Here is a 26,583-nt window from a genome sequence, read left to right as displayed (position 1 = left end):
AGTATTTTAGAATACTTACTTTATTAATCCTGCACGTCGTAATAACGCTTCTGGCTTTGGTTCTTGCCCTCTGAATTTTTTATACAAGGTCATAGGATTTTCCGTGCCACCTTGAGATAATACAAAAGCTTTAAATTTATTAGCAACGGTTGTGTTGAAAATACCTTCTTCTTTAAAATATTCAAAAGCATCTGCATCTAAAACTTCTGCCCATTTATAGCTGTAATAACCTGAAGAGTAACCGCCTTGAAAGATATGCGCAAAAGCAGTGCTCATACAATTTTCTGCAACATCAGGATAAAGCTGAGTTTTACCAAAAGCATTTGTTTCATAGTGTTTAACAGAGGTTATGGTTTCTTGAGACTCGCCAGCGTGCCAAGCCATGTCTAACATACCAAAACTTAATTGGCGCAAGGTTTGCATGCCTTCATGAAATGTTGCTGATGCTTTAATCTTTTCGATAAGTTCCATCGGAATTACCTCATTAGTTTCATAATGTGTCGCGAAAAGTTTTAATGTTTCTTCCTCATAACACCAGTTTTCTAAAATCTGACTTGGTAATTCTACAAAATCCCAATACACATTGGTGCCAGATAAACTAGGATATGTCGTATTAGCTAGCATACCATGCAATGCATGGCCAAATTCATGAAACAACGTGGTAACTTCATTAAAGGTTAATAATGAAGGTTTACTTTTGGTAGGTTTTGTAAAGTTACAAACGATAGATACATGTGGTCTTTCGTTAATGCCGTTTTTAATCATTTGAGGTTTAAAGGAGGTCATCCATGCACCATTTCGTTTGCCAGCTCTAGGGAAAAAATCTGCATAGAAAATTGAAATCAAATTAGTGTCTTTATCTACAACTTTATAGGTTAGAACGTCTTCATGATATTTGTCTATAGAGTTTATCTCTTCAAACCTTAATCCGAAAAGTTTTTCAGCTACAGTAAATGCGCCTTCAATTACATTTTCTAGTTTAAAATATGGTTTTAACTGTTCATCATCTAAACTGAATAATTTTTGCTTCAATTTTTCAGAATAATAAGTCGAATCCCATTTTTGTAGTTGGTCAATTCCGTCTGAATCTTTAGCAAACGATTCTAGAGTTGCAAACTCTTTTTCAGCAGCTGGCTTCGCTTTTTCTAACAGTTCATTTAGAAATGCATTTACCTTTTCTGGTGTTTCTGCCATACGCTCTTCTAAAACAAAATGCGCATGGGTTTTATAGCCTAAAAGTTGCGCACGCTTAAAACGCAAATTTGCAATCCTTAATACAATATTTTGATTGTCTAAATCATCGTTTTTAAACCCTTTACTGCCAAATGCTTTAGATAATTTTTCTCTAAGCGACCTATTATCTGCATAAGTCATAAATGGAATATAACTTGGGTAATCTAAGGTGATTAACCAACCTTCTTTTCTTTTACTTTCAGCGAGTTGTTTTGCAGCTTCTTTTGCACCTTCTGGCAAACCAGATAACTCAGACTCGTCTGTTAAAAGCATTTCAAATTTGTTGGTTTCTGCTAAGATATGCTCACCAAATTTTAGTTTTAATTGACTAAGTTCTTTGTCTATAGCTCTTAGTTGCTCTTTTTTATCATCAGGTAGATTGGCACCATTTCTAGAAAAGCTTTTATACTTTTTATCTAAAAGTGTAGCTTGTTCTGTAGTAAGATTTAAATCAGATTTTGAATCGTAAACTACTTTAACACGTTTAAATAAATCTTCATTTAGAGCAATATCGTTACTAAATTCTGATAATAAAGGTGAAACTTCTTGTGCGATTTTTTGAATCTCATCATTAGTTTCTGCTGAATTTAGATTGAAAAATATGCTCGAAATTCTATCTAATTCTTCGCCCGAATAATCTAATGCTTCAATTGTATTTTTAAAATTTGGAGACTCAGAATTATCAACAATAGCATCTATTTCTGATTTTGCATTTTTTATAGCAGTCTTAAAAGCAGGAAGAAAATCTTCGTTTTTTATTTCTGAAAAAGGAGCAGTATTGTATTTAGTCGTAAAGGGTTTATTTAAGATTGTCATTTTTTGTTTCGTCTAATTTTTCTTACTTATATTGCTGATAATCTGAATTTTAACTTCATTTTTAACGTTAAAATTGTTGTTAATGTTAAAGTTTTGATTATTTTTGCCCAATCTTTATAAGAACAACATTTTTGTTATTCTAAAAAAGAATGGTTAATAGCAAAAAAAAGCCTTGACTAATGTTAAGGCTTTTTTTATAGCCCTTTAGCAGATTCTATAACTTTAGCTTTTAAACTTTCTTTGTAAGCTATAACTTTCTCTAAAATATTTTGATCTGCACTCCCTAGAATTTGAGCGGCTAAAATGCCTGCGTTTTTTGCACCGTTTAAAGCAACCGTAGCTACAGGAACTCCGCCTGGCATTTGCAGAATAGATAATACAGAATCCCAACCGTCTATTGAGTTGCTACTTTTTACTGGTACTCCAATAACTGGTAACGGAGATAATGATGCTACCATACCTGGTAAATGTGCAGCACCACCAGCACCAGCAATGATTACTTTAATGCCTCTTGTGTGTGCATTTTTACTATAATCAAAAAGCTTATCGGGAGTACGATGAGCAGAAACAATATCTACTTCAACTTCAATACTAAATTCTTTTAAAATATCTATAGCGTCTTGCATAACTGGCAAATCGCTTTTGCTTCCCATTATTACTCCTATTTTACTCATCAATTTTCAATTATAAAATTCTAATTAAGAATATTGTTTTTCTATTATTTGTTGTTTGTTAAGCTTATTACTTCAATAGTTCGTTTTACATTTTCAGCAATGTCGCGAGCTTTATCTATATCTTTATTAACTATGGTAACGTGGCCCATTTTACGGAAAGGTCTGGTTTGCTTTTTGCCATAAATATGAGGTGTTACACCATCCATGGCTAAAATGGCTTCCATGTTTTTGTAAAGCACATTACCAGTATGGTCTTCCGCACCAACCAAATTAACCATTACACCAGCAACCTTACTTTCTGTATTGCCTAATGGCAACCCTAAAACACATCTTAAGTGTTGCTCAAACTGGCAAGTATAACTAGCTTCTATACTATAATGGCCAGAATTATGAGGTCTTGGTGCCACTTCATTTACTAAAATTTCATCATCTTCTGTCTGAAACATTTCTACAGCCAGTAAACCAACATGCTCAAAAGCAGCAGCAGTTTTAAGAGCAACCAATTCAGCTTTTTTTGCAATTTCATCAGGAATTCTTGCCGGACAAATTACATATTCTACCTGATTGGCTTCGGGATGAAACTCCATCTCAACTACAGGATAGGTTTTTAAATGCCCTTGTGCATTTCTGGCAACAATTACAGCGAGTTCGTTTTTAAAAGGAATTAAATTTTCAGCAATACATTCTACATTAGGTAAATCTATTAAATCTGTATAACGTCTTACTACTTTAACTCCTTGCCCATCGTATCCAAATCGTGCACTTTTCCACACAAAAGGATAGCTTAAACCACCATTTTCAACGGCATCACTAATTTCAGATGTGTGTGCAAAACGCGAAAAATCAGCAGTTGGTATGTTATGGTCGCGATAAAACAGTTTTTGATGCGCTTTATTTTGAATAGTTTTTAATGTCTTTGCCGAAGGAAAAACTTTTATGCCTTTATCTTCTAAAGTTTCAAGAGCATCAACATTAACGTTTTCTATTTCTATAGTAAGAACATCGACGTTTTTTCCGAAGTTAACAACGGTATCATAATCTAATAAATCACCAACAGTAAATTCGTCGCAAGCTAAACGTGCAGGTGCATCTTTACTTGGATCTAAAACACAGGTGTAAACATCGTACTTACGCGTGTTGTATAATATCATTTTGCCTAATTGGCCACCACCAAGAATACCTAATTTAAAGTCTGAAGAAAAGTAGTTCATATGTATTTCTCTCTAAAGAGAGAATCTGTAAAAATTCAACAATATTTACTGCAAAAATACATTAATTATAGTTCATACTTTTAAAATCATAATTCAAAAAATCGTCAATCGTCAATCAATTCATTATCTTTGCGTTTCTAAAATAATAAGATGGTTGTTAAGCTTCACGATTTATACTTTAAACCTTTTATTTCAGCGCAAGAAATTGATGCAACTGTAGAGCGAATGGTCAATGCCATTGCTACAGATTTAGGTGATGAAATGCCAGTATTTATAGGCATTTTAAATGGCTCGTTTATGTTTGTAAGCGATTTTGTGAAAAAATACCCTAAACCTTGCGAGGTTACCTTTATAAAGTTGGCATCGTACGAAGGTGTTAAATCTACTGAAGATATTCAGCGTTTAATAGGTTTAACTCAAGATTTAACAGGGAGAACAGTTGTTATTTTAGAAGACATTATAGATTCAGGTAACACATTAGAAGAAGTACATCGTATTTTTAAAAATGAAAACGTAAAACAACTCATCATTGCAACATTGTTTTACAAACCAGAAGCTTACGACAAAGATTTTAAACTTCATTATGTTGGTATAGAAATTCCTAATAAATTCATTGTAGGCTATGGATTAGATTATGATGGATTAGGAAGAGATTTACCAGATGTATATCAATTAAAAACTACACAACACATGACAAACATTGTTTTATTTGGCCCTCCAGGTGCTGGAAAAGGAACTCAAGCTAATTTTTTAAAAGAACAATACGATTTAGTACATATTTCTACAGGAGATGTTTTTAGATGCAATATTAAAAACGAAACTGCACTAGGTATGTTGGCTAAGTCTTACATGGATAAAGGTGAGTTAGTGCCAGATCAGGTTACTATTGATATGCTTAACAAAGAGGTTGAAAAAAATGCAGATGCTAACGGTTTTATTTTTGATGGTTTTCCGCGTACCAATGCACAAGCTAAGGCTTTAGATGAATTAATGGATAGCAAAGATTCTCAAATTAATGCTATGGTAGCTTTAGAAGTAGATGATGAGGTTTTGGTAGAGCGTTTACTAAAACGTGGTGAAACAAGCGGAAGAGCAGATGATGCTGATGAAAACATTATTAGAAACCGTATTAAAGAATATTACGATAAAACAGCAATATTAAAAGATTACTACTCTAATCAGGATAAATATTTTGGTGTTGATGGAGTAGGAAGCATTGAAGATATTACTGTAAGACTAAGCTCAGTGATTGATAAGCTATAGCTCTCACAAAAGTGTGAATCTCTCAAGGGTACGATAAAAGTTTAATTAAACAATTTCACGATTAAACAAAAAACATGACTGAAGGAAATTTTGTTGATTATGTAAAAATGCACGTTGCATCTGGTAATGGAGGTAAAGGGTCTGCACATTTACATCGCGAAAAGTATATAGCTAAAGGTGGTCCTGATGGTGGTGATGGTGGTCGTGGTGGTCATGTAATCATTAGAGGGAATTCTAACCTTTGGACTTTAATTCATCTAAAGTTTAAAAGACATATTAAAGCTGGCCATGGTGCACATGGTAGCTCAGGGAGAAGTACCGGAGCAGATGGTGAAGATGCTATTATAGAAGTGCCTTTAGGAACTGTTGTTAGAGATACAGAGACTGATGAAATTCTTTTTGAGATTACCGAAAATGGTGAGGAAAGAATTGTAGCAGAAGGCGGAAAAGGTGGTCGTGGTAACTGGCATTTTAAAAGTTCGGTAAATCAAACACCACGTTATGCGCAACCTGGTATTCCTCTCGAAGAAAAAAATATTACAATAGAGTTAAAAGTATTAGCAGATGTTGGTTTGGTTGGTTTTCCAAATGCAGGAAAATCAACACTTTTATCTGTGTTAACTTCTGCAAAACCTAAGATTGCAGATTATGAGTTTACCACCTTAAAACCTAACTTAGGGATTGTGAAATATCGCGATTTTCAATCCTTTGTAATGGCAGATATTCCTGGTATTATAGAAGGTGCTGCCGAAGGTAAAGGTTTAGGGTATTACTTTTTAAGGCATATAGAGCGCAATTCAATCTTACTGTTTTTAATACCAGCAGATGCTAAGGATATTGTAGAGCAATATGAGATTTTGGTAGATGAGTTGAGACGCTATAATCCTGAGATGTTAGATAAAGAGCGTTTTGTGTGCGTCTCAAAATCCGATATGTTAGACGATGAATTAAAATCGGAGATTTCAACAATCTTAGATAAAGATTTAGAGTGTAACTATATGTTTATTTCTTCTGTAGCCCAACAAGGGTTAACAGAATTAAAAGATAAGTTATGGAGAATGCTCAATGAATAACCTTTTATGAAGGAAACTCTCAAAAACATTGTAGAATATAACGACAATAAAATCAGTAAGAGTTTTGCTTTTTTTATTCAGTTTTTGATTGTCTTATCTGTCATAACATTTTCATTAGAAACACTTCCAGATCTAAAACCACAAACTAAAACGATACTCAACTCTATAGAAATCTTTTGTGTTGTAGTTTTTACATTTGAATACTTGGCAAGAGTGTATGTAGCAGATCGAAAACTTAAGTTTGTCTTTAGTTTTTTTTGATTGATAGATTTGTTTGCTATTCTGCCATTTTACCTGTCTTTCGGATTAGATCTTCGTTCACTAAGAGTGTTGAGGTTGTTCAGACTTTTTAGACTGTTAAAGTTAGTACGTTATAATAGAGCAATGCGTCATTTTGCTAGAGCAATGATAATGGCAAAAGAGCAAATCATCCTCTTTATGGGTGTAACATTGGTACTTATTTATTTTGCTGCAATAGGTATATACTATTTTGAAAACGAAGCCCAACCAGAGCATTTCTCGTCTATTTTCGATAGTCTTTGGTGGTCTATTATTACACTAACTACTGTAGGTTATGGAGATGTATACCCAATAACGGTTGGTGGTAGAGTGTTTACCTTTTTTATTCTTCTTATAGGTTTGGGTATTGTGGCTATACCTACAGGTATTATATCATCATCGTTAACAAAAGTTGTTGATCCAGATTCTGAAGAAGAATAGTTAAAGTTTTGCATTTCTGTTATTCTATACTTGATACGGACTCTATTTTTAAGTATCTTTAAAATAAAAATGCGTGCTCTAAAATATTTATTCCTTTTTCTTCTTATTTCGTCTTGTGGTACTATAGTTAATTACGATTACGAAAGCTCTACCGACTTTTCAAAGTATAAAACCTATGACTATTTTAGTGATATGCAAACGGGTTTAAGCCAATTAGATAATAAGCGTTTAATGCGAGCCATAGATGCCAAACTGGTAACAATGGGCTTAACACGCTCCAATAATCCAGATTTCTTTATAGACATACAAAGTCAGGATATAATGAACAGAAGTAACTCTAATGTTGGAGTAGGAGTTGGTGGATCTGGTAGAAATGTTGGTGGTGGAGTTTCAGTTGGTATACCACTTGGAGGAAACCAAAACACAAGACAAATAGTGATAGATTTTGTAGATAAGAAACAAAATGAAAAACTGTTTTGGCAAGCGGTTAGTGAAAGTACTTATAGACCTAATGCTTCTCCTGAAAAACGTGAATCTTATTTTGAAGCTTTAGTGGCTAAGATTTTTGAAAAATATCCGCCAAAGTGATAAGTTATAGTGTTTTTAATGTAAATATGATTTTACGGTTCATCGATTTTATTTGATTGCTATCTTATTTGATGTTATATTTATCCATGAAAAAAGGAGCAGGTCCTTCAAAACATACTCCTTTTCCGATGGTAATCCTTTCTGAAATATTCTAATGGTAAATTTTTTCAGAAGAAAATAGATTCAATTTTACTGTCCCATCTTTATTGCATTACAATTTACTTTTTATTGATTAATAACAATGTGAAATACATCGTTATTCGATGAAAAGTATACTTGAGTGAGAAAAATCATTTAAAATCATTCAGTTATAGATGAAATTCGTTATTGTACGATGAATGTTTAATATTGGTTCTGAAATTGAATTTTTTAATATTTATTCGTTAAATATTTTAATTTAAAAGAGAGGGGTTTAAGTTAATCTGTTGTTAATCATTGAGGTATTGGGAGTTTAGATTTTTACTTTTAAACAAACTAAAGCCATCAATCAATGAAATCCAATTTTTATTCTTTACTATTTATCGTAATTTTAAGTTCATCATTCTCCTTTTCTCAATCAGAGATTAAAGCACCAAAAGGTTACTCTAATGATATTGGAAACATGGTGTCTATGTTAGATAACTTAAAAAGGCGTGTAGAAAGGCATGTTAGAAATTTAGATCAAGAAGGTACTGATTTTCTTTTAGATGAAAATGCCAATAGTCCTGGAGCAATCATATACCATTTAGCGGCAACAGAAGCCTATTATCAAGTATATACTTTTGAAGGAAGAGGGTTTAATGAAGAAGAAAAAGAGAAGTGGGAAACAGCTTTGACTTTAGGTGAAAAAGCAAGAAAGGAATTTAAAAATAAACCTATTAATTATTATATGGACTTATATGATAAAGTTAGGGCAAAAACTAAAAAACTATTAAAAGCTAAGGATGATGATTGGTTTAAATCTAAAATAGGAAACATGACAATGCATTGGGCTTGGTTTCATGTTATGGAACACCAAGCTAATCATATGGGACAGCTAGCAATGATTACTAAACGAATAAAATAAAAAAGAGGCAGAATATAGCCATATTGCACCTAACAAGTGTAATAAGTAATAACAATTCAAAATCTACCAATTGTTATTCGTCAACCTCAATTCTAACCCCTTCACTATGGCTGCTAAATTCTGGTGCATACATAGATTGTATGGTGCTAATACCATTGCTCATCTCACCAGCATTATTAACACGCAAGTCATATTCAAAAACATAAATGCCTTTTGGTAAAAAATCAATAAAGAAATTGGTTGCTGCATCTTTGGTGCTTTCGTAATAACCTAAACCATCTTGCCATTTGTATTGCGATAAAACATTAATAGGCTCAAAACCTGCAGCACGCATATCCTTAAGATGTACAAATTCCATAGCGCGATCTGTTCTAAGCTCAATACGAACGCTTACTAAATCACCAACCTTCAGATTTGTTTCAGAAGTAATCTCAGAAATTTCTTCACCTGTATCAGTATTGGTTTTTAAAAAGAGTTTTTTACTCAATTTTAAAGGTGTTTCTGCTGAAGTAATCTTATCCAAATCTTCAAAATATTGCCAATATAGCGCTCCCCAAGCAATACCATCTCCTTTTTTAGTTATGGTAACATCTGCGTGTTCCTTTTTTATATCATTGCCTGTCCAAGATGTTTTGTAATAACCTGTTCCTGCTTCAACTTTTACATGGTCTAATGTTTCTGGAGAAATAGTTTCGCTACCAACTTTTACATTGACCATCTCAGTAACGTCTAGCCAAGAGCTACCTTGTAGCAATAAAGCATAAACAGCTTCTGTTGTTGCTTTAGTGGTTTTCCATTGATTGGTTTGTTTGTTTTTAAGTAACCAGATTTTTAAATTATCAATGTCTTCTAGGTTTTTCTTTTCACTCTGAATAACAGCACCAACTTCACTAAATGCTTCAATCAATAAAGCTTGAGTTTCAATAGGTGCTTGGTACCAATACCAAGAATTGATGTTGGTTTTCCAGTACATACCTAATTCTTCTGATGTGATACTATTTTCTTTTAAGGATTTTATGATTTTACTAGCAGTTTTTTCGTCTCCTTTTCTGTGCATAATCATAGCCATTAAACCTTTGGCATAAAGCGGACGTTTTAGCCAGTATTTTTTAATCTGATTATAGTAATACTCCATAATATCTTTCAACTCCTTCGATTTTTTTGTGTCAGGAAGAAAGCTTCGCATATACATAAACTGAAGTTGCGATGTACTCAAATGATCTTCAGATAAATCAACACCTTTATTATACTTTTTAAGATTGTGATATTCCTTAATAAACTCTGCATCCAAGTATGATATGGCTGAAGTAAGCATCTCTGATACACTACCATTATCGTAGAGTTCTATATTTAATTTTTCTAGGTGTGTAAAACCAGTTACTATATGTTGCGTGATATTGCGATTTGCATACCCACCATTAAACCATGGCCAAGCGCCAGAAGGTAATTGGTTGTTTTTCAGTTTTAACCTAGCCGACTTAAGTTCATTATTCATTTTGTTGAGGTCAAATAACAAGCCTATACGCTTTTTTTGTTCGGTTTCACTTTGTGCATCGCGTAACCATGGTGTTTCTTCGATTAGTAATGATTTTAATTCTTGATTTTTTTCAAGATTTGAGATTAATGCCTCTTGAGAGGCCCACTGATTGAATACGGCTTCAATTTTAGGATTAGATTTTACAATATGCTGTGCTAATGCATTAGCATAATATCTCGAAAAGGTCTGCTCATTACAATCATAAGGATACTCCATTAAGTATGGTAAAGCCTGTACAGCATACCAAGCAGGATTTGAGGTCATCTCTAAAGTTAACTTATGATTGGTCAGTGTAGTTGAGGTATTGTCTTTCAACTTATCTAACGTAAATGTTTTTGTTTCATTAGAGCGTACCCACATTGGTAGGGTTTCCGTAACTAGCATTCTGTTAGAAAGTACTGGTAAAGCATTTTGTTCGCCATCGCTTAAGTTTCCTGCTTTTGCAATAACTTTGTATTGTACAGCTTGTATGTTAGAAGGTATTTTGAGTTCCCAGCTCACATTTTTGTTACCTTTTTTATCAATTTCGTTATATCTGTTTACTCTTGCTCTAACATCTGTCTTACTAACTTTAGGGTTCTTAATTTCTTTAGAATATTGGATAATATCATGAGTTAAATCCTCACCAGTAAGTGGATCGGTTAAAATTAAAGTAGAAAAAACTTGCAACTTTTTATTAGATAGATTTGAAATCTTAGCACTAATAAAAATGTTGTCACCTTCTCTTAAAAAACGTGGCGCATTTGGCATAACCATCAGTTCTTTTTGAGTCACAGTTTCCAATGGCGTTACAGCACTTTCTAAGGTTTTGGTATGTGCCAATAACTGTAATTTCCACTTAGTTAAAGCTTCTGGTGCTTTAAAATTAAAACTTACATTACCTTCGGCATCGGTTTGTAATTGCGGAAAGAAAAAAGCAGTTTCGTTAAGGTTTTTTCGGATATTTACTTGATTTGACTTAAGGCCTTTTTTTGTTCTTATTAAAATAACACCATTTTTGCCTCTTACACCATAGAGTGTTTTAGCATCATGTTCTAATAAAACTTCCATACTGACTATTGAGTTTTTATCAAGTACTGATGCATTATGCAAATCCGAAATTTGACCATCAATTACATATAAGGGGTTTTGAGAACTTCCAGTTAGAGATCCTCGCAAAGAGACATTAGCTACATTATCAGAAGAGGTAGAAGCTGCTACAATATTTACTCCTGCCATTTTTCCTTGTATGGCTCTGTCTAGAGCAGAACTACTTTCGGTCATGTCAAATGCAGATGCAGAAAGAACAACTTCATTTAAAGTAATATTGTCAGGAATAAGATTTATATTATAAAAATTATTATCCGAAATAATTATATCAAGAGGTTTCATACCGATATAATTTATAGAGATAATGTCCCCTTTTTTTGCTTCAATTGAAAAATTGCCATCAAAATCAGTTTGAGCTCTACTATTACTTCCTTTTATTACAATAGTTGCGCCAGGTAGTGGTAGTTCATCTTCAGCAGTGATTATATTACCTTTAATAAAACCACCCTTAATGTCAGATTGTTTTTTTGAAGTAAAATATGAAGGAATGTTAGCATACCTACTTCTTAAATACATTTTTCGAGCATAATGATGAGACCCATCAAAACCAAACCCAAACCAATTCAATTGGTCAAAACCTTGAGGATTTAAATTGGCAATATTTTTAAAACGATTAAACAATCTAAAGTTGATGTTGCCAAAACTCTGTCCATAGTTTTTATTCACGCTTCCATAATAATAAGGTCTGTTAATTGGGTTAAAGCTCCAGTTGTGTGTCCTAAATTCATCTAACGACGCATCGTACATACTGGCCAACAATTCGGCAGAAACTTTATCGCCTTTAGGCCCTTTAATTTTAAAGCTCCAAGTTTCATCTTGTCCTGGTTGTAACTTGTCTCTAAAGGTGGTCGTCTCTATTTCTAAATCGGTTTTTGGATATGGAACATTGACGCTAAAACTTTGTGATATGTATGAGTTAAACGCGGCAAAACTCGTATGAACTTCAAAACCGCCTAAATCACTTTCTAAAACAGGGATGCTAATGGTCTGTTTAGAATTGCTAAGCTTAACAAGTTGGGTAACAATGATTTTGTTATTCTTCTCAATCTCAACGGTTACTGTAACGTCTTTTGCCGCAGAGCCTAATGTTAGCTTGGCAATATCACCTACTTTATAATGGTCTTTATCAAGAGATGCTTCAAACAATTGCTGGTCGGCAACAGTTTTATCCGATGTGCTAAACAGAGAGGCAAATGCTTCGTCTTTTACGTCTTGTTCAAACTTATCTTTGCTTTCTGCTACAATAATGTACTTGCCAGAATCCCATTTTTTTAGCTTTTTTAAAGTGATGGTTTTGTGGTCATCCGTATCAAAATCAGTGCTAAAAACTTCGTCTCCTTTTGTCCAATGTTTTATTTGATGTTCGTTATTGTACGGATCGTGAGGAAATAAACGCTTAAATTCTACCTTAGACATCACCTGAAAATCTGGTGCGTTCCATGGTCTTTGTCTTAAAACGTGTGCTGGTGAGTTTAATTTATATATTTTTAATGTTCCTGTGGCAGGCACTTCTTCTCCATTCAAGTTTTTTGAAACTAGAGAAATGTCAATCGTTTTCTTAGACTTATCAATAACTTGTGGTGCCACAATTTGTAAGGTCATAGCATGGTAGCCAACATTTACAATAGTGCTTGTAGAACGTGTTTCTCCGTTAATGTCAGTAATATCAGCAGTAACTTCATATCTAAAAATAGGTAAATTGTCTTTAGATACACTCTCGTCTGGTAGTGCTTTAAACGTAATATCAAATTCACCTTTATCATTGGTGTTTCCTTCACCAAAAGTAATTTCTTGTGGTTCAGAATTATAAAAAGGGCGTCTCCAATACCACCAATTTGGGTATTGCACTTGGCGCTTTACACGATATACCACTTTAGCATTGGTAATATTAGCACCAGCAAATGCAACTGCCGTACCTTTTACTGTGATGCTATCATTAACTTTAAAGGTTTCGGTAATGGGTTGAAATTTGGGCTTAAACTTTGGGCGTTTGTATTCTTCAACAGAGAAATAAATGTAGTCTTTTCTACCACAAAATAACGCTATTGAGTATTCACCAGTAAGCCCATCATTAGGTAATATAAACGCACCACTTACCGAACCAAACACATTGGTTTTTAATTGAAGCTCACTAACCACTTCGCCATTAACATTTCTAAGTTCTACTTTAGCTGCCTCATCTGTATTAACTTCGGTTTTTCCATCTTTAGTTACGGTAGCAATACCTTTAAAATAAACAGTTTGTCCTGGTCTGTAAATACTTCGGTCTGTAAATAAAAAGACATTGTATTGGGTGTCGTTATGCGCTCTGTGTTTATAACGTCTTTGTATGTAATAGTTACCAAAAAAAGCAGTATCGTCTTTATAATTGGCTTTTATGTCAACAGCTCTATAATAGTTTTTGTCCTTTTTAAAGCTGAACTTCCCATTACGATCTGTTGAGAATACTTTAGAAAGCAACTTATCTCTATGGTTTCTGTAAGTAAGATTAATGGTTGCATCAGTAATTGGTTTCCCATTGTTTCTATCGATGAGTTGATAATTAATAACATCATTTTCATTACTTTCAATCAATGCCAAGTCAGTAACCTGTATATGAGCTGCTGCAAATACATTATCTTCAGTATTCGTATCTGCTTTAATGAGGTACAAACCATTCGTTAACTCTGGTACAATAATTTCGGTGCTGTGATCCTGGTAATCGCCTTCAGATTTTAAGGTGCTTGAAAAAGATTTTACAGGCTTAAGTGTTTTAAAAAATGCCACTTTATCCTTTACATCATAAGATTGGTTAAAAGTTTTAAGCTGGCCTTTAGAGATTTTGTAAATGCTAAAATTGAGTTCCTGTAGATTTCTATAATTCACTAAAATTCTTGAAACAGCATTATTAGGAATAGATTCTTCAGCCTGAAGCCTTATCCTTGGTTGAAGTATTTGTTGTTTTAAAATGACACATTGTTTAGCACCATCACTTTCTGGATATGTTGAAAGGACAGCTTCAGACAATTCTAAAGCATCTTTAAGTTTCCAACGATGGGTTTCATCAACCTCGCCTTGGTAAGGATTGCTTTGATACTGGTTGCCAAGTTCACGATAAACAGAAGCGAGTTCAAAATTGTATAGAGCTGAAAGAGGTGATGCTTTTAATAATTCGGCTTTGGTTTTAAGCATTGCAACCAAGGCAACCTTTTTGTTATTAAAAGTAGCATGTTGCTCCACAAATTTTAAGCGTGCTATATCTACGGTTACAAAAGCTTTGGTAGTTGTATTACTTCTATGAAACCTTAAAAGGTTCTGATAGATTTTTATAGCATTAAGTTGTAAAGACAATGAATCTTTAGATGTTAAATCTAAATCAATAAACTCTTCGCTATCACCAATTAGACTTTTAGCTTCAATCTTAAATTCATAAGCTGGTTTCGTAATGCTATTTTCACTGGTCTTATAAAACTGAAGCGCATTATGGCTCAACAAATCAAATAAAGTGGGTCTGTATATTTTTGAACCTTTTGCTTCGTTTAAAAGCAAACTGTAATTGTCTAACGATTCTTGTTGAAGTAATAATCCGTTTTTAAGAGAGTGTTGGTAATAAGTATGAATTTCATGAAATAGTGTCTCTAAATCCCAAGTTCTAAAATCGTCACTTACTTTTTCTGCTGTTTTACTACGGTTATAAAACTTATATCTGTTTTGCTGAAAATATTGCCAATACATTGTTGCCAACATATTTTCTAAAAGATGTTTGGTAACAATGTTATCGGTGTGTTCAATTTCAGACTTAAAAAGATTTACAATATTAAACTGTGCGTCTTCCTCTAGTATAAGCATGTATTTGCTTTTATGCAATAAGGCTTTAATCTGTTGTTGCTTGTTTTTAGACTTTATAGCAGCTTTATAGATATTGTCAACAAGGTCAGCAGCACTTTTTGTTAAGCCTTCATTTTCAAAATCAATAACTTTTTCCCATTGCTTATCAAAATTGTTTTGAGCATTAGAAAAAGAAGCGAAACATATTAGCATTAATATTGAGATATAAGTTTTCATAATATTTGCCGCGAAGGCGGTAATCTTTTAGTGTATTGGTTTAAATCATTATGACCTAAACACGTTCTATTTATTTTTAAAAATACCTTCAAAAGGTGTTCCAAAAAAAGCCAGAAGAAGTAACAGTACTTTTTCAATGAGTTAAAGTAAGCAATTTGTGAGTGAAGGCACACGTTATTAAATTGTATTTTTGTGAAAAAGTGGCACACGCTATGAAAAGATTTTTTTGGTTACTCTTTATATCTTCGTTTTGTTTTTCTCAAACATCATTAGAGAAAGCCAAAACTTTCTTGGCCGAAAAAGACTATAAAAAGGCACAACAAGAAATAGAGGCTTTTTTAAAAACAAACCCTAACGATAAAGAAGCTATTGAATTATTAGGCGATGCTTATGGATATCAAAAAGAGTGGGATAATGCCATTGCGCAATATGAGCAATTAAAAAACACGCATCCAAAAAATGCCAATTATCATTATAAATATGGTGGTGCTTTAGGAATGAAAGCTTTAAGTATTAGTAAATTTAAAGCTCTAGGCATTATTGGTGATGTAAAACGCGCTTTTTTAAAGGCTGCTGAATTAGACCCTAAGCATATAGATACGCGTTGGGCTTTAGTAGAGCTGTACGTGTCGCTTCCTGGAATTATTGGAGGAAGCACTTCTAAAGCACTAAAGTATGCAAACCAACTTCAAAAACTATCTAAGGTAGATGGTTACCTTGCTAAAGGTTACGTGTATGAATATGATGATGAACCAGAATTGGCAGAGAAATATTATAAACTGGCCATTAAAGTCGGTGGTTCTGTAACGTGTTATGAAAAGCTAACCAATTTCTATGAAGGTCAAGATGAGCCAGATAAAGCTATAGATAATCTTGAAAAAGCTCACAATAAACATCAGCGCAATGCCATGCACTACCAAATAGGTAAAGTATGTGCAGATTATAATCTTCAACTAGATAAAGGAGAAAAATGTCTAAAAGTCTATTTATCTAACCACTCTGCTAAAGATGGTGTGCCAAAAGCTTGGGCTTACTATCGCTTAGCACAAATCTACAAACACAAAAAAAACAAAGAAGAAGCTTTAAAATGGATAGATAAAGCCATTGCAGGTTTACCTAAAATCAAGGTTTTTAAAGAAGAGAAGACCAGCATTTCCAAGATGTAAAAACAAAGACATAAATTTTAATTATAAACCTATTAGAATTATTAATAGGTTAAATATTAGTTAAGTATGTGAAAATAATAGTAATACTATTATTTTTGCGTTTAAATATTTTAACTATGATTAATTTACTATCAAATCTAAAAATAGCAGTACCAGATAAAATCTATATTAAAGATCCAGAATCTTCAAAATTAGGGAAGCGTATTATTGAGCATAGCATTTTACTGATAGATGACATTGGTTTTGATAGCTTTACTTTTAAGAAATTAGGTGCAAAAATAGGTTCTAATGAAAGCTCTGTTTATCGTTATTTTGAAAGCAAACATAAGTTACTCCTTTATCTAACATCATGGTATTGGGCATGGATAGAGTACCAAATGGTGTTTGCTACGCATAATATTAACGATAGTAGCGAGAGGTTAAATAAAGCAATTGAGGTCGTAACGCGATCCATAAAAGAAGACATTACGTTTACGCACATTAACGAAGTTGTTCTTAATAGAATTATCATTAATGAATATTCAAAATCATACCTAACCAAAGAGGTAGATAGCGAAAATAAAGAAGGGTACTTTGTAGTATACAAACGTTTAATTAAGCGCTTGAGTGAAATTATTAATAACGTCAACTCAGATTACGAATTTCCTTCTAGTTTAGCTAGTACTATAGTAGAAGGCGCTTTGCATCAACACTTTTTAAAAGCACATTTTAAATCTATTACCGATTGTGGTGAAGATTTAACTCCTACAGAATTCTTTATCAATCTTACGACAAACGTTTTAAAGACAACAACAAATGAATCAAAATAAACCTCTCTTAACACCTTGGCAGCGTTTTGTTGGGATTTTAAGATTAGAAAAAAAAGATTTACTGCAAGTAATATACTATGCTGTTTTTTCAGGTCTTATTAGTCTTACCTTACCTTTAGGTATACAGGCTATTATTAACTTAATTCATGGTGCTCAAGTTAGCACGTCATGGATAGTGTTGGTGGTTTTAGTAACCCTTGGCGTGGTGTTTGTTGGTATTCTACAACTCATGCAAATGCGTATTATAGAAACTGTACAACAACGTATTTTTATGCGTGCTTCATTTGAGTTTACGTATCGTTTTCCTAAAATAAAAATGAACGAATTACGTAATTATTATCCGCCAGAATTAGCCAACCGTTTTTTTGATGTATTAACCGTTCAAAAAGGTTTGTCAAAACTATTATTAGATGTGCCAACTGCTGCTTTACAAATCGTATTTGCATTAATTCTATTGTCCTTTTATCATCCTTTTTTTATCGCATTTGGTATTCTTTTACTCATTCTCATCTATGTGGTTTTTAAGTTTACAATTCAGAAAGGAATGCATACGAGTTTGGTTGAGTCTAAGAAAAAGTATATGGTTGCACACTGGATTCAAGAAGTGGCTAGAGCTATAACTAGTTTTAAGATTTCTGGACGAACCTCAATGGCACTAGATAAAAACGACAAATTAGTTGATGGTTACCTTCAGGCTAGAGAGAGTCACTTTAAAATTTTAATTCTTCAGTTTATACAAATGATAGGATTTAAAGTTATAGTAACGGCTGGTCTGTTGATTATTGGTGGTCTTTTAGTATTAAGTCAAGAGATGAATATTGGGCAGTTTGTTGCAGCAGAAATTATCATTCTATTAGTTATTGCTTCCGTAGAAAAATTAATACTTGGGTTAGAATCGTTTTATGATGTATTAACTTCTTTAGAGAAAATGGGTCAGGTGGTTGATAAAAAACTAGAACCGCAAGAAGGCATAAAAGTAGATACTGTAGAGCGTTTTAAAATAGAGTTAGAAAACCTAACGTATAGTGTCCCAAATAAAGAAAAACCTATTTTAAAGGATTTGTCAATTACGATTAAACCATCGAGCCGTGTTTTGGTACAAGGGCCAAGTGGTGCAGGTAAATCAACATTGTTAAGAATCATTTCTGGCATTGTTCAACCAACAGAGGGGAGAATTTTTGTAAATGACGAATCGCTTAAAAATTTGCATCTTAATAATTATAGATCGTGTCTTGGTTTATCATTAGCAGAAGAAACTCCGTTTGAAGGTAGTATTAAAGAGAACCTTACGCTTGCTAATAAAAGTATTACCAACGAAGAAATTAATAAGGCTATTGAGGTAGTTGGCTTACGTAGTTATCTAAAAGAAACCGAAAAGGGATTAGAGACAATTATTTATCCAGAGGGTAAACAAATGTCGTTTACAGTAGCAAAGAAAATAATTTTGGCGCGCGCTATTCTAAAAAAACCAAAAGTATTAGTGCTCGAAGAACCATTAGAACATTTTGAATCCACTGAAGCGCAAAGAATAATAAAACAATTAACAGCTCCAGAAAATCCATGGTCACTTATTGTCGCTAGCTTTAATAAAGATTGGGCAAGTGAGTGTACAGATGTTATAACATTAAATAATGGCGAAATAGTTTAAAACGTATAGCTATGTTAAATATATCTAAGAACCCACTAAACAAAAAAGTAGATTTATCTGAGTATAGTTCAGGTAAGCGCGTTTTTAATAAATCCTATTACAAGTATTTTAATCGTTTTTTGGTTGGCTTTGCAATTTTCGGATTCATAATTCTGTTTCTTCCATGGACGCAAAATATCTCTGGTCAAGGTAAAGTTACTACACTAACACCAGATCAAAGACCACAAACCATTCAATCTCCAATACCAGGAAGTATTCAAAAGTGGTATGTAAGAGAAGGGGATTTTATTAAGAAAGGAGATACCATTATTCAAATTGCAGAAATTAAAAGCGATTATTTTAATCCAAATTTGGTCGAAATAACGCAGCAACAACGCGATGCAAAAAAGATTTCGGCAAAATCATATGCAGAAAAAGTTAATGCGCAAAACGTTCGTATTAACGCTTTAACTAACGAGCAAAACCTAAAGTTAGAGCAAGCTAATAACAAACTAGCGCAAGCAAAGCAAAAAGTAAAAGCAGATAGCATAGATTTGATTGCAGCAAGAACCAACATGAAAATTGCTCAGATTAAATACAATCGTGCAGATACACTGCTTAAAGAGGGTTTTGTAGCAAAAAAGAACTTAGAAGACGCAGCCGTTAAGCTTCAAGAAACCCAAGCTAAAGAAACATCTCAAGAAGCAAAATTGTTGGTGAGTAAAACCGAAGTAACTAATGCAAAGCTAGAAATAAATCGTGTTGAGCAAGAGTTTAGAGATAAGATTTCTAAGGCGCGTAGCGAAAAGTTTTCTGCAAAATCTAGCCAGTTTAGCTCTGAAGCCGAAGTTCAAAAATTAGAGAATGATGTTGCTAACTACTCCATTCGTAATAGTTTGCAATTCATTATTGCTCCCTATGACGCTTACATCACTACAGCTTTGCGTGGTGGAGTAGGCCAGACCTTTAAAGAAGGTGAGGAGTTGGTTGGTATTATTCCTGCAGAGGTAGATTTGGCTGTAGAAACATTTGTAAAACCTATTGATTTACCGCTAATACATCCTGGTGAAAAAGTGCGTGTTCAATTCGATGGTTGGCCTGCTATTGTATTTAGTGGTTGGCCTAATGTGTCTTATGGAACCTATGGTGCTGAGGTCGTGGCTGTAGAACGATTTATAAGTACAAATGGCAAATTTAGAATTCTACTTAAACCAGATCCGCAAGATCATCCTTGGCCAAAGGAAATACGTGCAGGTTCTGGTGCAAGAACTATTGCGCTGTTAGAAGATGTGCCTATTTGGTTTGAGTTATGGAGACAGCTTAATGGTTTCCCTCCTAATTTTTATCAACCTCAAGATGCATCAACATCAAAAAAAACTAAAAAGTAAGTTATGAAGTATATAAGCACACTGCTTCTCATAAGTGTTAGTTTTTTGAGTTTTGCACAAACCGATAGTATTGTTGAGGTTATGAGGTTTAACGAATACTTAGGTTATGTTAAAAAGTTTCACCCTATAGTGAAACAGGCAGAACTAGTAATCGACCAAAGTCAGGCAAAACTTTTAAAGTCTAGAGGTGCTTTTGACCCTAAGTTTGAGGTTGATTATAGCCGAAAGAAGTTTAAAGGAACAGAATATTTTGATAAACTTAATGGTGTCTTTAAAATACCAACATGGTATGGTATAGAGCTTAAGGCGGCTTTTGAAGAAAACACAGGTGGTTTTTTAAATCCTCAAGATGTTGTGCCAGACGATGGCTTGTATTCGGCTGGTGTAAAAATTCCTATCGCACAAGGCTTGTTAATTAACAACCGTATGGCGTCTTTAAAACAGTCTAAATTATTTAAAGAACAAGCTAAATCAGACAGAGATGTTATTGTTAACAATATTTTATTTGAGGCGTCATTAGCTTATTTTAAGTGGTTGCAAGCCTATAAAGAACTGTTGTTGTTTCGTAACTTTTTAACTAATGCCGAGCTACGATTTCGAGGAGTAGAGCGTGGTGCAGAAGTTGGTGAGCGTGCTCAAATAGATGTTGTAGAAGCACGTATTGCTATTAATCAACGCAAACTAAGTCTAGAGCAGTCTAAGATAAAGTTAATGAAAACGGCATTAGAGTTGTCTACATTTTTGTGGCTAGACAATAATGTGCCTGTAGAGCTACAGCCTAATGTAATTCCAGATGTAGATTCAGAGGCTGTAATAGATGCAGCATTTAATACCAATCAATTACGCTCAAACGAACTTGTTTTAGAGTCGCACCCTAAGATGATTGCTTTAGATTATAAATTGCAAAGTCTAGAAGTAGATAGAAAGTTAAAAGCAAATAAATTACTGCCTAAGGTTGATGTGGAATATAACTTTTTAACGGAAGCTCCAGATGTGGCTAGATCTTTTAATACAGCAGAGTATAAAGGTGGACTCAATATTAGTTTCCCGCTGTTTTTAAGAAAAGAGCGTGGTGATTTAAGATTGTCGAAATTAAAAATGCAAGATGCTGAGTTCGAAATTAACGCAACGCGCGTAAAACTTCAAAATAAAATCAATGCGCTAAGACAGGAGTTAAACTCCTATAAGATTCAAAACAAATTAGTAGAACAAATGGTCACCGATTATTCTAGAATGTTAGAGGCTGAAGAGCGCAAATTTGTCCTTGGTGAGAGCTCATTGTTTTTGGTAAATTCTAGAGAGTCTAAATTAATAGATAGCCAGCTAAAGGCTATAGAAGTTCAGTATAAATTCTTCAGTACAAAGGCAAAGCTTTTTAATAGTTTATCAGTGAATCCTGAATTATAAATAGTATTTTTACAATACTTATTTAGCATATTCTATGAACGTACATTTTATAGCTATTGGTGGTGCTGCCATGCACAATTTAGCCATAGCACTTCACAATAAAGGTTATAAGGTTACAGGAAGTGACGATACCATTTTTAATCCTTCAAAATCCAGATTAGAAGCAAAAGGGTTGTTGCCTGAAACTTTTGGCTGGTTTCCAGAAAAAATCACAACAAACTTAGATGCCATTGTTCTCGGAATGCATGCAAAAGAGGACAATCCAGAGTTGCTTAAAGCACAAGAACTCGGTCTTAAAATCTATAGCTACCCAGAGTTTTTATATGAGCAGTCCAAAGATAAAACCAGAGTAGTCATTGGTGGTAGTCATGGTAAAACAACAATTACGTCTATGATTCTGCATGTTATGCATTATCACGATAGAGATGTAGATTATATGGTGGGTGCACAACTAGAAGGGTTTGATGTTATGGTAAAGCTCACCCAAGACAACGACTTTATCGTTTTAGAAGGAGATGAGTACTTAAGTTCACCTATTGATAGACGACCAAAATTTCATTTGTACAAACCCAATATAGCCTTGTTAAGTGGCATCGCTTGGGACCATATCAATGTGTTTCCAACGTATCAAAACTATGTAGAGCAGTTTAGCATTTTTGTAGATTCTATTGTATTGGGCGGAAGTATTAACTACAATGAAGAAGACCAAGAAGTAAAACGTGTCGTTGAAGCATCCGAAAATCAAATACGAAAAATAGCTTATCAAACACCAGAGTATTCGGTCGTAGATGGCGAAACCTTATTAGAAACGCCAGAAGGACCAATGCCAATAGAAGTGTTTGGTGCACATAACTTAAATAACTTAGCGGGTGCTAAATGGATTTGCCAACACATGGGCATTGACGAAGACGATTTCTACGAAGCCATTTCCACGTTCAAAGGCGCAAGCAAACGTTTAGAGAAAATTGCCGAAAACTCAAATAGTGTTGCCTATAAAGATTTTGCCCATTCACCAAGCAAGGTAGAGGCAACGACCAAAGCAGTAAAAGAACAATATAGAGATAGAACTTTAGTAGCCTGTTTAGAGTTGCATACTTATAGCAGCCTTAATGCAGAGTTTTTAAAGCAATACAAAGGCGCTTTAGATGCAGCAGATGTGGCTGTGGTATTTTATTCTCCTCATGCTGTCGAAATTAAAAAACTAAAAGAAGTCTCTCATGAGCAAATTGCCAATGCTTTTCAGCGCGACGATTTAATCATTTATACCAATCCAGAAGAGTTTAAAGACTTCGTGTTCTCCCAAAATTTAGACAACAAAGCCTTACTCCTAATGAGTTCTGGTAATTATGGAGGTTTAGATTTTGATGAGGTGACAAAATTATTCTAAAATTTTGTCACCCTGAACGTGTTTCAGAATCTCAATTTTACTTTTTAAAATCGATAGCCAATTCTTAAATGCAAATTTACTGCAACACCGCTCTCATTAAGTAAAACCACATTATCTTCTTTAAAGTAGTGTACATATCCAATCCCAATTCCAGTTTCATAATTAAAATGATTTCCAATATTACGCCTTATTCCCCAAGTTGGTATTATTGAAATATCACTGATAAAATTAATGTTATCCTCATTTGCAATTATAAACCAATCAGGATGGTATGTCGTTTTAATAGAAATAAAGTTTCCGCTATTTCCATCTATTCTTTTTGACTTTCTCTCTCTCTTATTCAAATTATAATACCAACGTGGTTCAATAGTAAGTGTAGGTGCAAGAATAAGCCCATCTACTTCATTAGCCTTACTTCCATAAATCCCAGTGTCAAATCCAAGTTCACTTCTCAAAGCAATTTGATTTGATAATTTTAACTCATTATGACCCCAAATTCCTAAAATCCCTGTTTGTATTCCAAAAGTTGATTGTTCAACACTTGCGTTTTGTGATTTCATGATTAAAGTTAGTCCGCAGAATGTTAAGGTCAATAAAATTTTTTTCATTTAGTATGGTTTTAAATATTGTATGAGATTTATCAAGAATTATGCCTCCTCAAAAATGCCGCAAAATTTTGATGGTATAGGTCTGTTTTAATACTTGTATTGTGCTTAGAACTTGTAGCGAAGTACGATGAAATTTTTGAGAAAGCCAAGAAGTAAGAAGCGTTTTTGCTTATGTATGAGCAAGTTGTAAATAAAGGATTAATGAAATTGCCATCTACGGTTAACCAAGTTTCTGTTTATATAGTGTAGAGGGTGTTTTTTAATTATAACGAATGCACCCAATATAATCGTAACCAATAACTTTACAAAGAAAGCGCTCTGTTAATAAGAACAGTCACAGTAAATTACAGAAAGATTTAAATAAGTTTATATAATTATAGAGGTTTAAACTTTCAAGAGGTAAAAAACGATCCCAATAGTTATTCATCATCATCATCATCACTAAAATCCAACCATTTAATCTCATTAACAGTGTCTAAGTAGATGATAGCGTCAAAGGCTTCACCAATAGCTTTTGCTTCTGTTTTGCTATTTCGTATTTGCGCACCAGAACCACTAGTAAGTCGTAATGCATTTTCAAAAAAGGCTTTTAACTCAGCGTTCATTTTTGCGTTTCTAATATTAATAAATGTATTTGGGCGACCTAATTGTTTCAAACAAGCCGTAAAACTATGGGTTTCAATGTGGTCAAAATCAAACGTTTCTAAGTTGCCTTCTTTTGAGAAGGCCTTTAGCGATCCAGTACCAAAATCTGTAGCAATATTAAAGTAATAATCACCAAACCTCTTTTTTAGTTGATGCCCAGTAACATCAACCACTCCATTAGAAATCCAATCGCCAACATGCGCATTGTGTGCCCAATACAAAGCCTTAGAGCTTTCACCATGATGGTGCAAAATCCACTCAATGTTTTCTTCCATATAGATATCTCTAAAATCGTGTTTGCGTTGCAAAACCTGCTGATGAATTGTTGTTACAAACTGGCCAATAACTTCTATGTGATGATAGGTAAGCTCATAAGCTTTCTTAGAGCTCTTGCTTACAAAATCTTCATAATGACTTTCAAAATGTGCTTTTAAACTTATGTAGGTATTGTAATACTTAGATTTTTCGTCATCGCTAATGGTTTGCCATAAGTGCTTCTCAAATCCATCAATTACAAAATCAGAGTTTACTTTTTTAAGATAATCATTTAGTCGCTTCACATCACCAATAACATATTGCATCTCACAACCATAAATGTAAATTTTATTGTTGCTGGTGCTGTTATGCTCACGCAACCAATTCAACAGCCTGTAAAACGATGGTGTGGTATAACGCCAGGTAGAATTATGGGTTTTTAATATAGCTTTTAGATCATCTCTTTTTCCGTGTATATAATCATTAAAATAGGCACCTTCTCCAAAACCCGTTTCAATAATTAAAAGGTTAAATTGATGGGCATGGTTTAAGTAATTCATTAAAGCTCTGGTAAGATGAGTAAACTCTCCAGCACCATGGCTGTTTTCACCATAGCCAACAATAACAATATCTTTTAAAGCCTCATCAAGAAACGAAAAAGAATCAGCTTCAATACTACTAAAGCCATTACTATAAGGTTTTAATTTGGGGTTGCATTGAGCATAACCAAACGGTACAAATAAAAAAAGCACAAGTGTTCTTAAGAATAAATACATAAAATAGTTTAATGTTAAAGTGAACTGCAAACTTGAGTTTAAAACCGCTAAAAGCCCTATGTTTTAAGGGCTAAAATGTCCAGATATCAGAAATTAGGACATCTTTATATACTGCGATTTGCTTTTTTAAAGGCAGAAGGAGTGGTGTTAGTTAGACGCTTAAAAGTAGCATTAAAAGACGATTTGGTTTTAAAACCAGCTTGTTGAGCCAATGAAAACAAAGTGTATTTATCAGCCTCATCAGATAATAAAAGCTGTTTTACTTTTTCTATACGATGCTGGTTTAAAAACTCAGAAAAACTAAGACCTAAATTAGTGTTTAGGTGTGTAGATAACTTCTTAGGCGAAACATTTAAAATACGAGCAGCTTCATGTAACGAAAACTCAGAATTGGTAAAACGTTCTTCAGTAATAATTAAACTATAAATCGTTTGGGTTAATAACGCATCATGGTCATTAATTGCAGTATGTTGTGTTTTAAATGTTCTAAATAACACATCAGGCTTAGTAAACCCGATATAGCCAATCCAATAAATGTATATAGAATTAATAAGTAAAATCGGATAGTAAAATTGCAAGGTCTCTTCACCATCATGAATCCATAAATCTATAGAAAACAAAAGCAAATTCAATCCAACGATGCTCATAAATACAGCAATAAATGTTTTCACCCAATTAATGTGTTCAGCTTTAGCAACACTTTGGTTAGTCTTTAAATATGTTCTTACAACCTTAAAAAGATGAAAACCCAAAAACAGGCAAAACAACAGATAAGTATATTCATGATACCTAAAAAAGTTAGAATTCACTATTTCAGCAGTAATTCTATAGCTGTTTTCCTTTACAGAAATACCAAACCAGTACGTTCGTAATAAAAAATAAACAATAGCAGGTGCAAACAAATACCATTGCAATTTATGGTAGTCTGTTGTTGTAGAAGAAGGAAACAAATACCTAACATAAAAATAAAACCCAATACCAATAAGCCATTTATAAGGCAGAGGAAAAAGATGCAAAGGCCTGTAGTATCTAAAAAGATCTAAATCTAAACAAGCATAAATAAAATTTAAAAAAGCTAAGGAAAATAAAAACAGTATAAAAAATAAAACCGCCTTAGGATTCTTTTTTCGTTTTTGATAGATAAAGAAACATAGCAAAAACCCCTGAATAGCACCAAGTAATATCAATAGGTTTAAGAAACTATAGTTTAAGGCCATCTTTT

At 33.5% G+C, this 26,583-nt stretch carries 17 protein-coding genes and 1 pseudogene; 11 read left to right on the top strand and 7 right to left on the bottom strand.

The genetic code is table 11. From position 1 onward, the window contains the following. Nucleotides 1-15: 15 nt before the first annotated feature. The 3 genes from N4A42_RS08075 to N4A42_RS08065 form a co-directional block, all read right to left on the bottom strand. Complete coding sequence (locus N4A42_RS08075) at nucleotides 16-2,049, bottom strand: M3 family metallopeptidase (RefSeq protein ID WP_294072541.1); 2,034 nt, start codon at nucleotides 2,047-2,049, stop codon at nucleotides 16-18. Nucleotides 2,050-2,243: 194 nt separating this feature from the next. Then, nucleotides 2,244-2,723: a 5-(carboxyamino)imidazole ribonucleotide mutase gene (purE, locus tag N4A42_RS08070; protein ID WP_294072538.1), complete on the bottom strand. Its 480-nt coding sequence runs from the start codon at nucleotides 2,721-2,723 to the stop codon at nucleotides 2,244-2,246. A 44-nt stretch (nucleotides 2,724-2,767) separates the two neighbouring features. Then, nucleotides 2,768-3,934, bottom strand: coding sequence for a 5-(carboxyamino)imidazole ribonucleotide synthase (locus N4A42_RS08065; protein WP_294072535.1), 1,167 nt, complete (start codon nucleotides 3,932-3,934; stop codon nucleotides 2,768-2,770). 150 nt (nucleotides 3,935-4,084) lie between these two features. On the opposite strand from N4A42_RS08065, the gene N4A42_RS08060 reads away from it, so the two are divergent. The 5 genes and pseudogenes from N4A42_RS08060 (at nucleotide 4,085) to N4A42_RS08040 (ending at nucleotide 8,623) form a co-directional block, all read left to right on the top strand. Then, nucleotides 4,085-5,197, top strand: coding sequence for an adenylate kinase (locus N4A42_RS08060; RefSeq protein ID WP_294072533.1), 1,113 nt, complete (start codon nucleotides 4,085-4,087; stop codon nucleotides 5,195-5,197). 74 nt (nucleotides 5,198-5,271) lie between these two features. Then, nucleotides 5,272-6,270, top strand: a complete 999-nt coding sequence (gene obgE, locus N4A42_RS08055) for a GTPase ObgE (protein WP_294072530.1) — start codon at nucleotides 5,272-5,274, stop codon at nucleotides 6,268-6,270. A gap of 6 nt (nucleotides 6,271-6,276) precedes the next feature. After that, nucleotides 6,277-6,990 (top strand): annotated as a pseudogene (locus N4A42_RS08050) (ion transporter). Between the two features lie 69 nt (nucleotides 6,991-7,059). Continuing rightward, a complete protein-coding gene (locus N4A42_RS08045; RefSeq protein WP_294072527.1) occupies nucleotides 7,060-7,578 on the top strand; it encodes a DUF4136 domain-containing protein in 519 nt (172 codons plus the stop codon). Between the two features lie 490 nt (nucleotides 7,579-8,068). Next, a complete protein-coding gene (locus tag N4A42_RS08040) occupies nucleotides 8,069-8,623 on the top strand; it encodes a DUF664 domain-containing protein (RefSeq protein WP_294072525.1) in 555 nt (184 codons plus the stop codon). A 73-nt stretch (nucleotides 8,624-8,696) separates the two neighbouring features. On the opposite strand, the gene N4A42_RS08035 is transcribed toward N4A42_RS08040, so the two are convergent. Next, a complete protein-coding gene (locus N4A42_RS08035; RefSeq protein ID WP_294072522.1) occupies nucleotides 8,697-15,293 on the bottom strand; it encodes an alpha-2-macroglobulin family protein in 6,597 nt (2,198 codons plus the stop codon). 212 nt (nucleotides 15,294-15,505) lie between these two features. Between N4A42_RS08035 and N4A42_RS08030 the strand changes: the two genes are divergently transcribed. The 6 genes from N4A42_RS08030 to murC all read left to right on the top strand — a co-directional run bounded on the left by N4A42_RS08030 (nucleotide 15,506) and on the right by murC (nucleotide 23,077). Then, complete coding sequence (locus N4A42_RS08030) at nucleotides 15,506-16,459, top strand: tetratricopeptide repeat protein (RefSeq protein ID WP_294072520.1); 954 nt, start codon at nucleotides 15,506-15,508, stop codon at nucleotides 16,457-16,459. 116 nt (nucleotides 16,460-16,575) lie between these two features. Further along, the gene (locus N4A42_RS08025) at nucleotides 16,576-17,268 is read left to right on the top strand and encodes a TetR/AcrR family transcriptional regulator (RefSeq protein ID WP_294072518.1); all 693 of its coding nucleotides are present in this window, start codon (nucleotides 16,576-16,578) and stop codon (nucleotides 17,266-17,268) included. Next, nucleotides 17,255-18,916, top strand: a complete 1,662-nt coding sequence (locus N4A42_RS08020; protein WP_294072516.1) for a peptidase domain-containing ABC transporter — start codon at nucleotides 17,255-17,257, stop codon at nucleotides 18,914-18,916. Before N4A42_RS08025 ends, N4A42_RS08020 begins: the two co-directional genes overlap by 14 nt. Nucleotides 18,917-18,927: 11 nt before the next feature. After that, nucleotides 18,928-20,283 carry an HlyD family efflux transporter periplasmic adaptor subunit gene (locus N4A42_RS08015; RefSeq protein ID WP_294072513.1) on the top strand — a complete coding sequence of 452 codons (1,356 nt, stop codon included), beginning with the start codon at nucleotides 18,928-18,930 and terminating at the stop codon, nucleotides 20,281-20,283. A gap of 3 nt (nucleotides 20,284-20,286) precedes the next feature. Beyond that, nucleotides 20,287-21,690, top strand: a complete 1,404-nt coding sequence (locus N4A42_RS08010; protein WP_294072509.1) for a TolC family protein — start codon at nucleotides 20,287-20,289, stop codon at nucleotides 21,688-21,690. Nucleotides 21,691-21,724: 34 nt separating this feature from the next. Then, nucleotides 21,725-23,077: a Mur ligase domain-containing protein gene (gene murC / locus N4A42_RS08005; protein ID WP_294072507.1), complete on the top strand. Its 1,353-nt coding sequence runs from the start codon at nucleotides 21,725-21,727 to the stop codon at nucleotides 23,075-23,077. 44 nt (nucleotides 23,078-23,121) lie between these two features. Here the strand turns inward: murC and N4A42_RS08000 are convergent, their stop codons facing one another. From N4A42_RS08000 to N4A42_RS07990, 3 genes are all read right to left on the bottom strand, one after another. Continuing rightward, the gene (locus N4A42_RS08000) at nucleotides 23,122-23,685 is read right to left on the bottom strand and encodes a hypothetical protein (protein ID WP_294072504.1); all 564 of its coding nucleotides are present in this window, start codon (nucleotides 23,683-23,685) and stop codon (nucleotides 23,122-23,124) included. 419 nt (nucleotides 23,686-24,104) lie between these two features. Then, complete coding sequence (locus N4A42_RS07995) at nucleotides 24,105-25,361, bottom strand: erythromycin esterase family protein (protein ID WP_294072502.1); 1,257 nt, start codon at nucleotides 25,359-25,361, stop codon at nucleotides 24,105-24,107. Nucleotides 25,362-25,465: 104 nt separating this feature from the next. Beyond that, the coding region (locus N4A42_RS07990; RefSeq protein WP_294072499.1) for an AraC family transcriptional regulator at nucleotides 25,466-26,583 on the bottom strand (1,118 nt) is incomplete at its 5' end.

The sequence above is a fragment of the Winogradskyella sp. genome, assembly GCF_025210595.1.
In the GTDB taxonomy this organism is placed as follows: Bacteria; Bacteroidota; Bacteroidia; order Flavobacteriales; family Flavobacteriaceae; genus Winogradskyella.
This window is presented reverse-complemented; position numbering and strand designations above follow the sequence as displayed.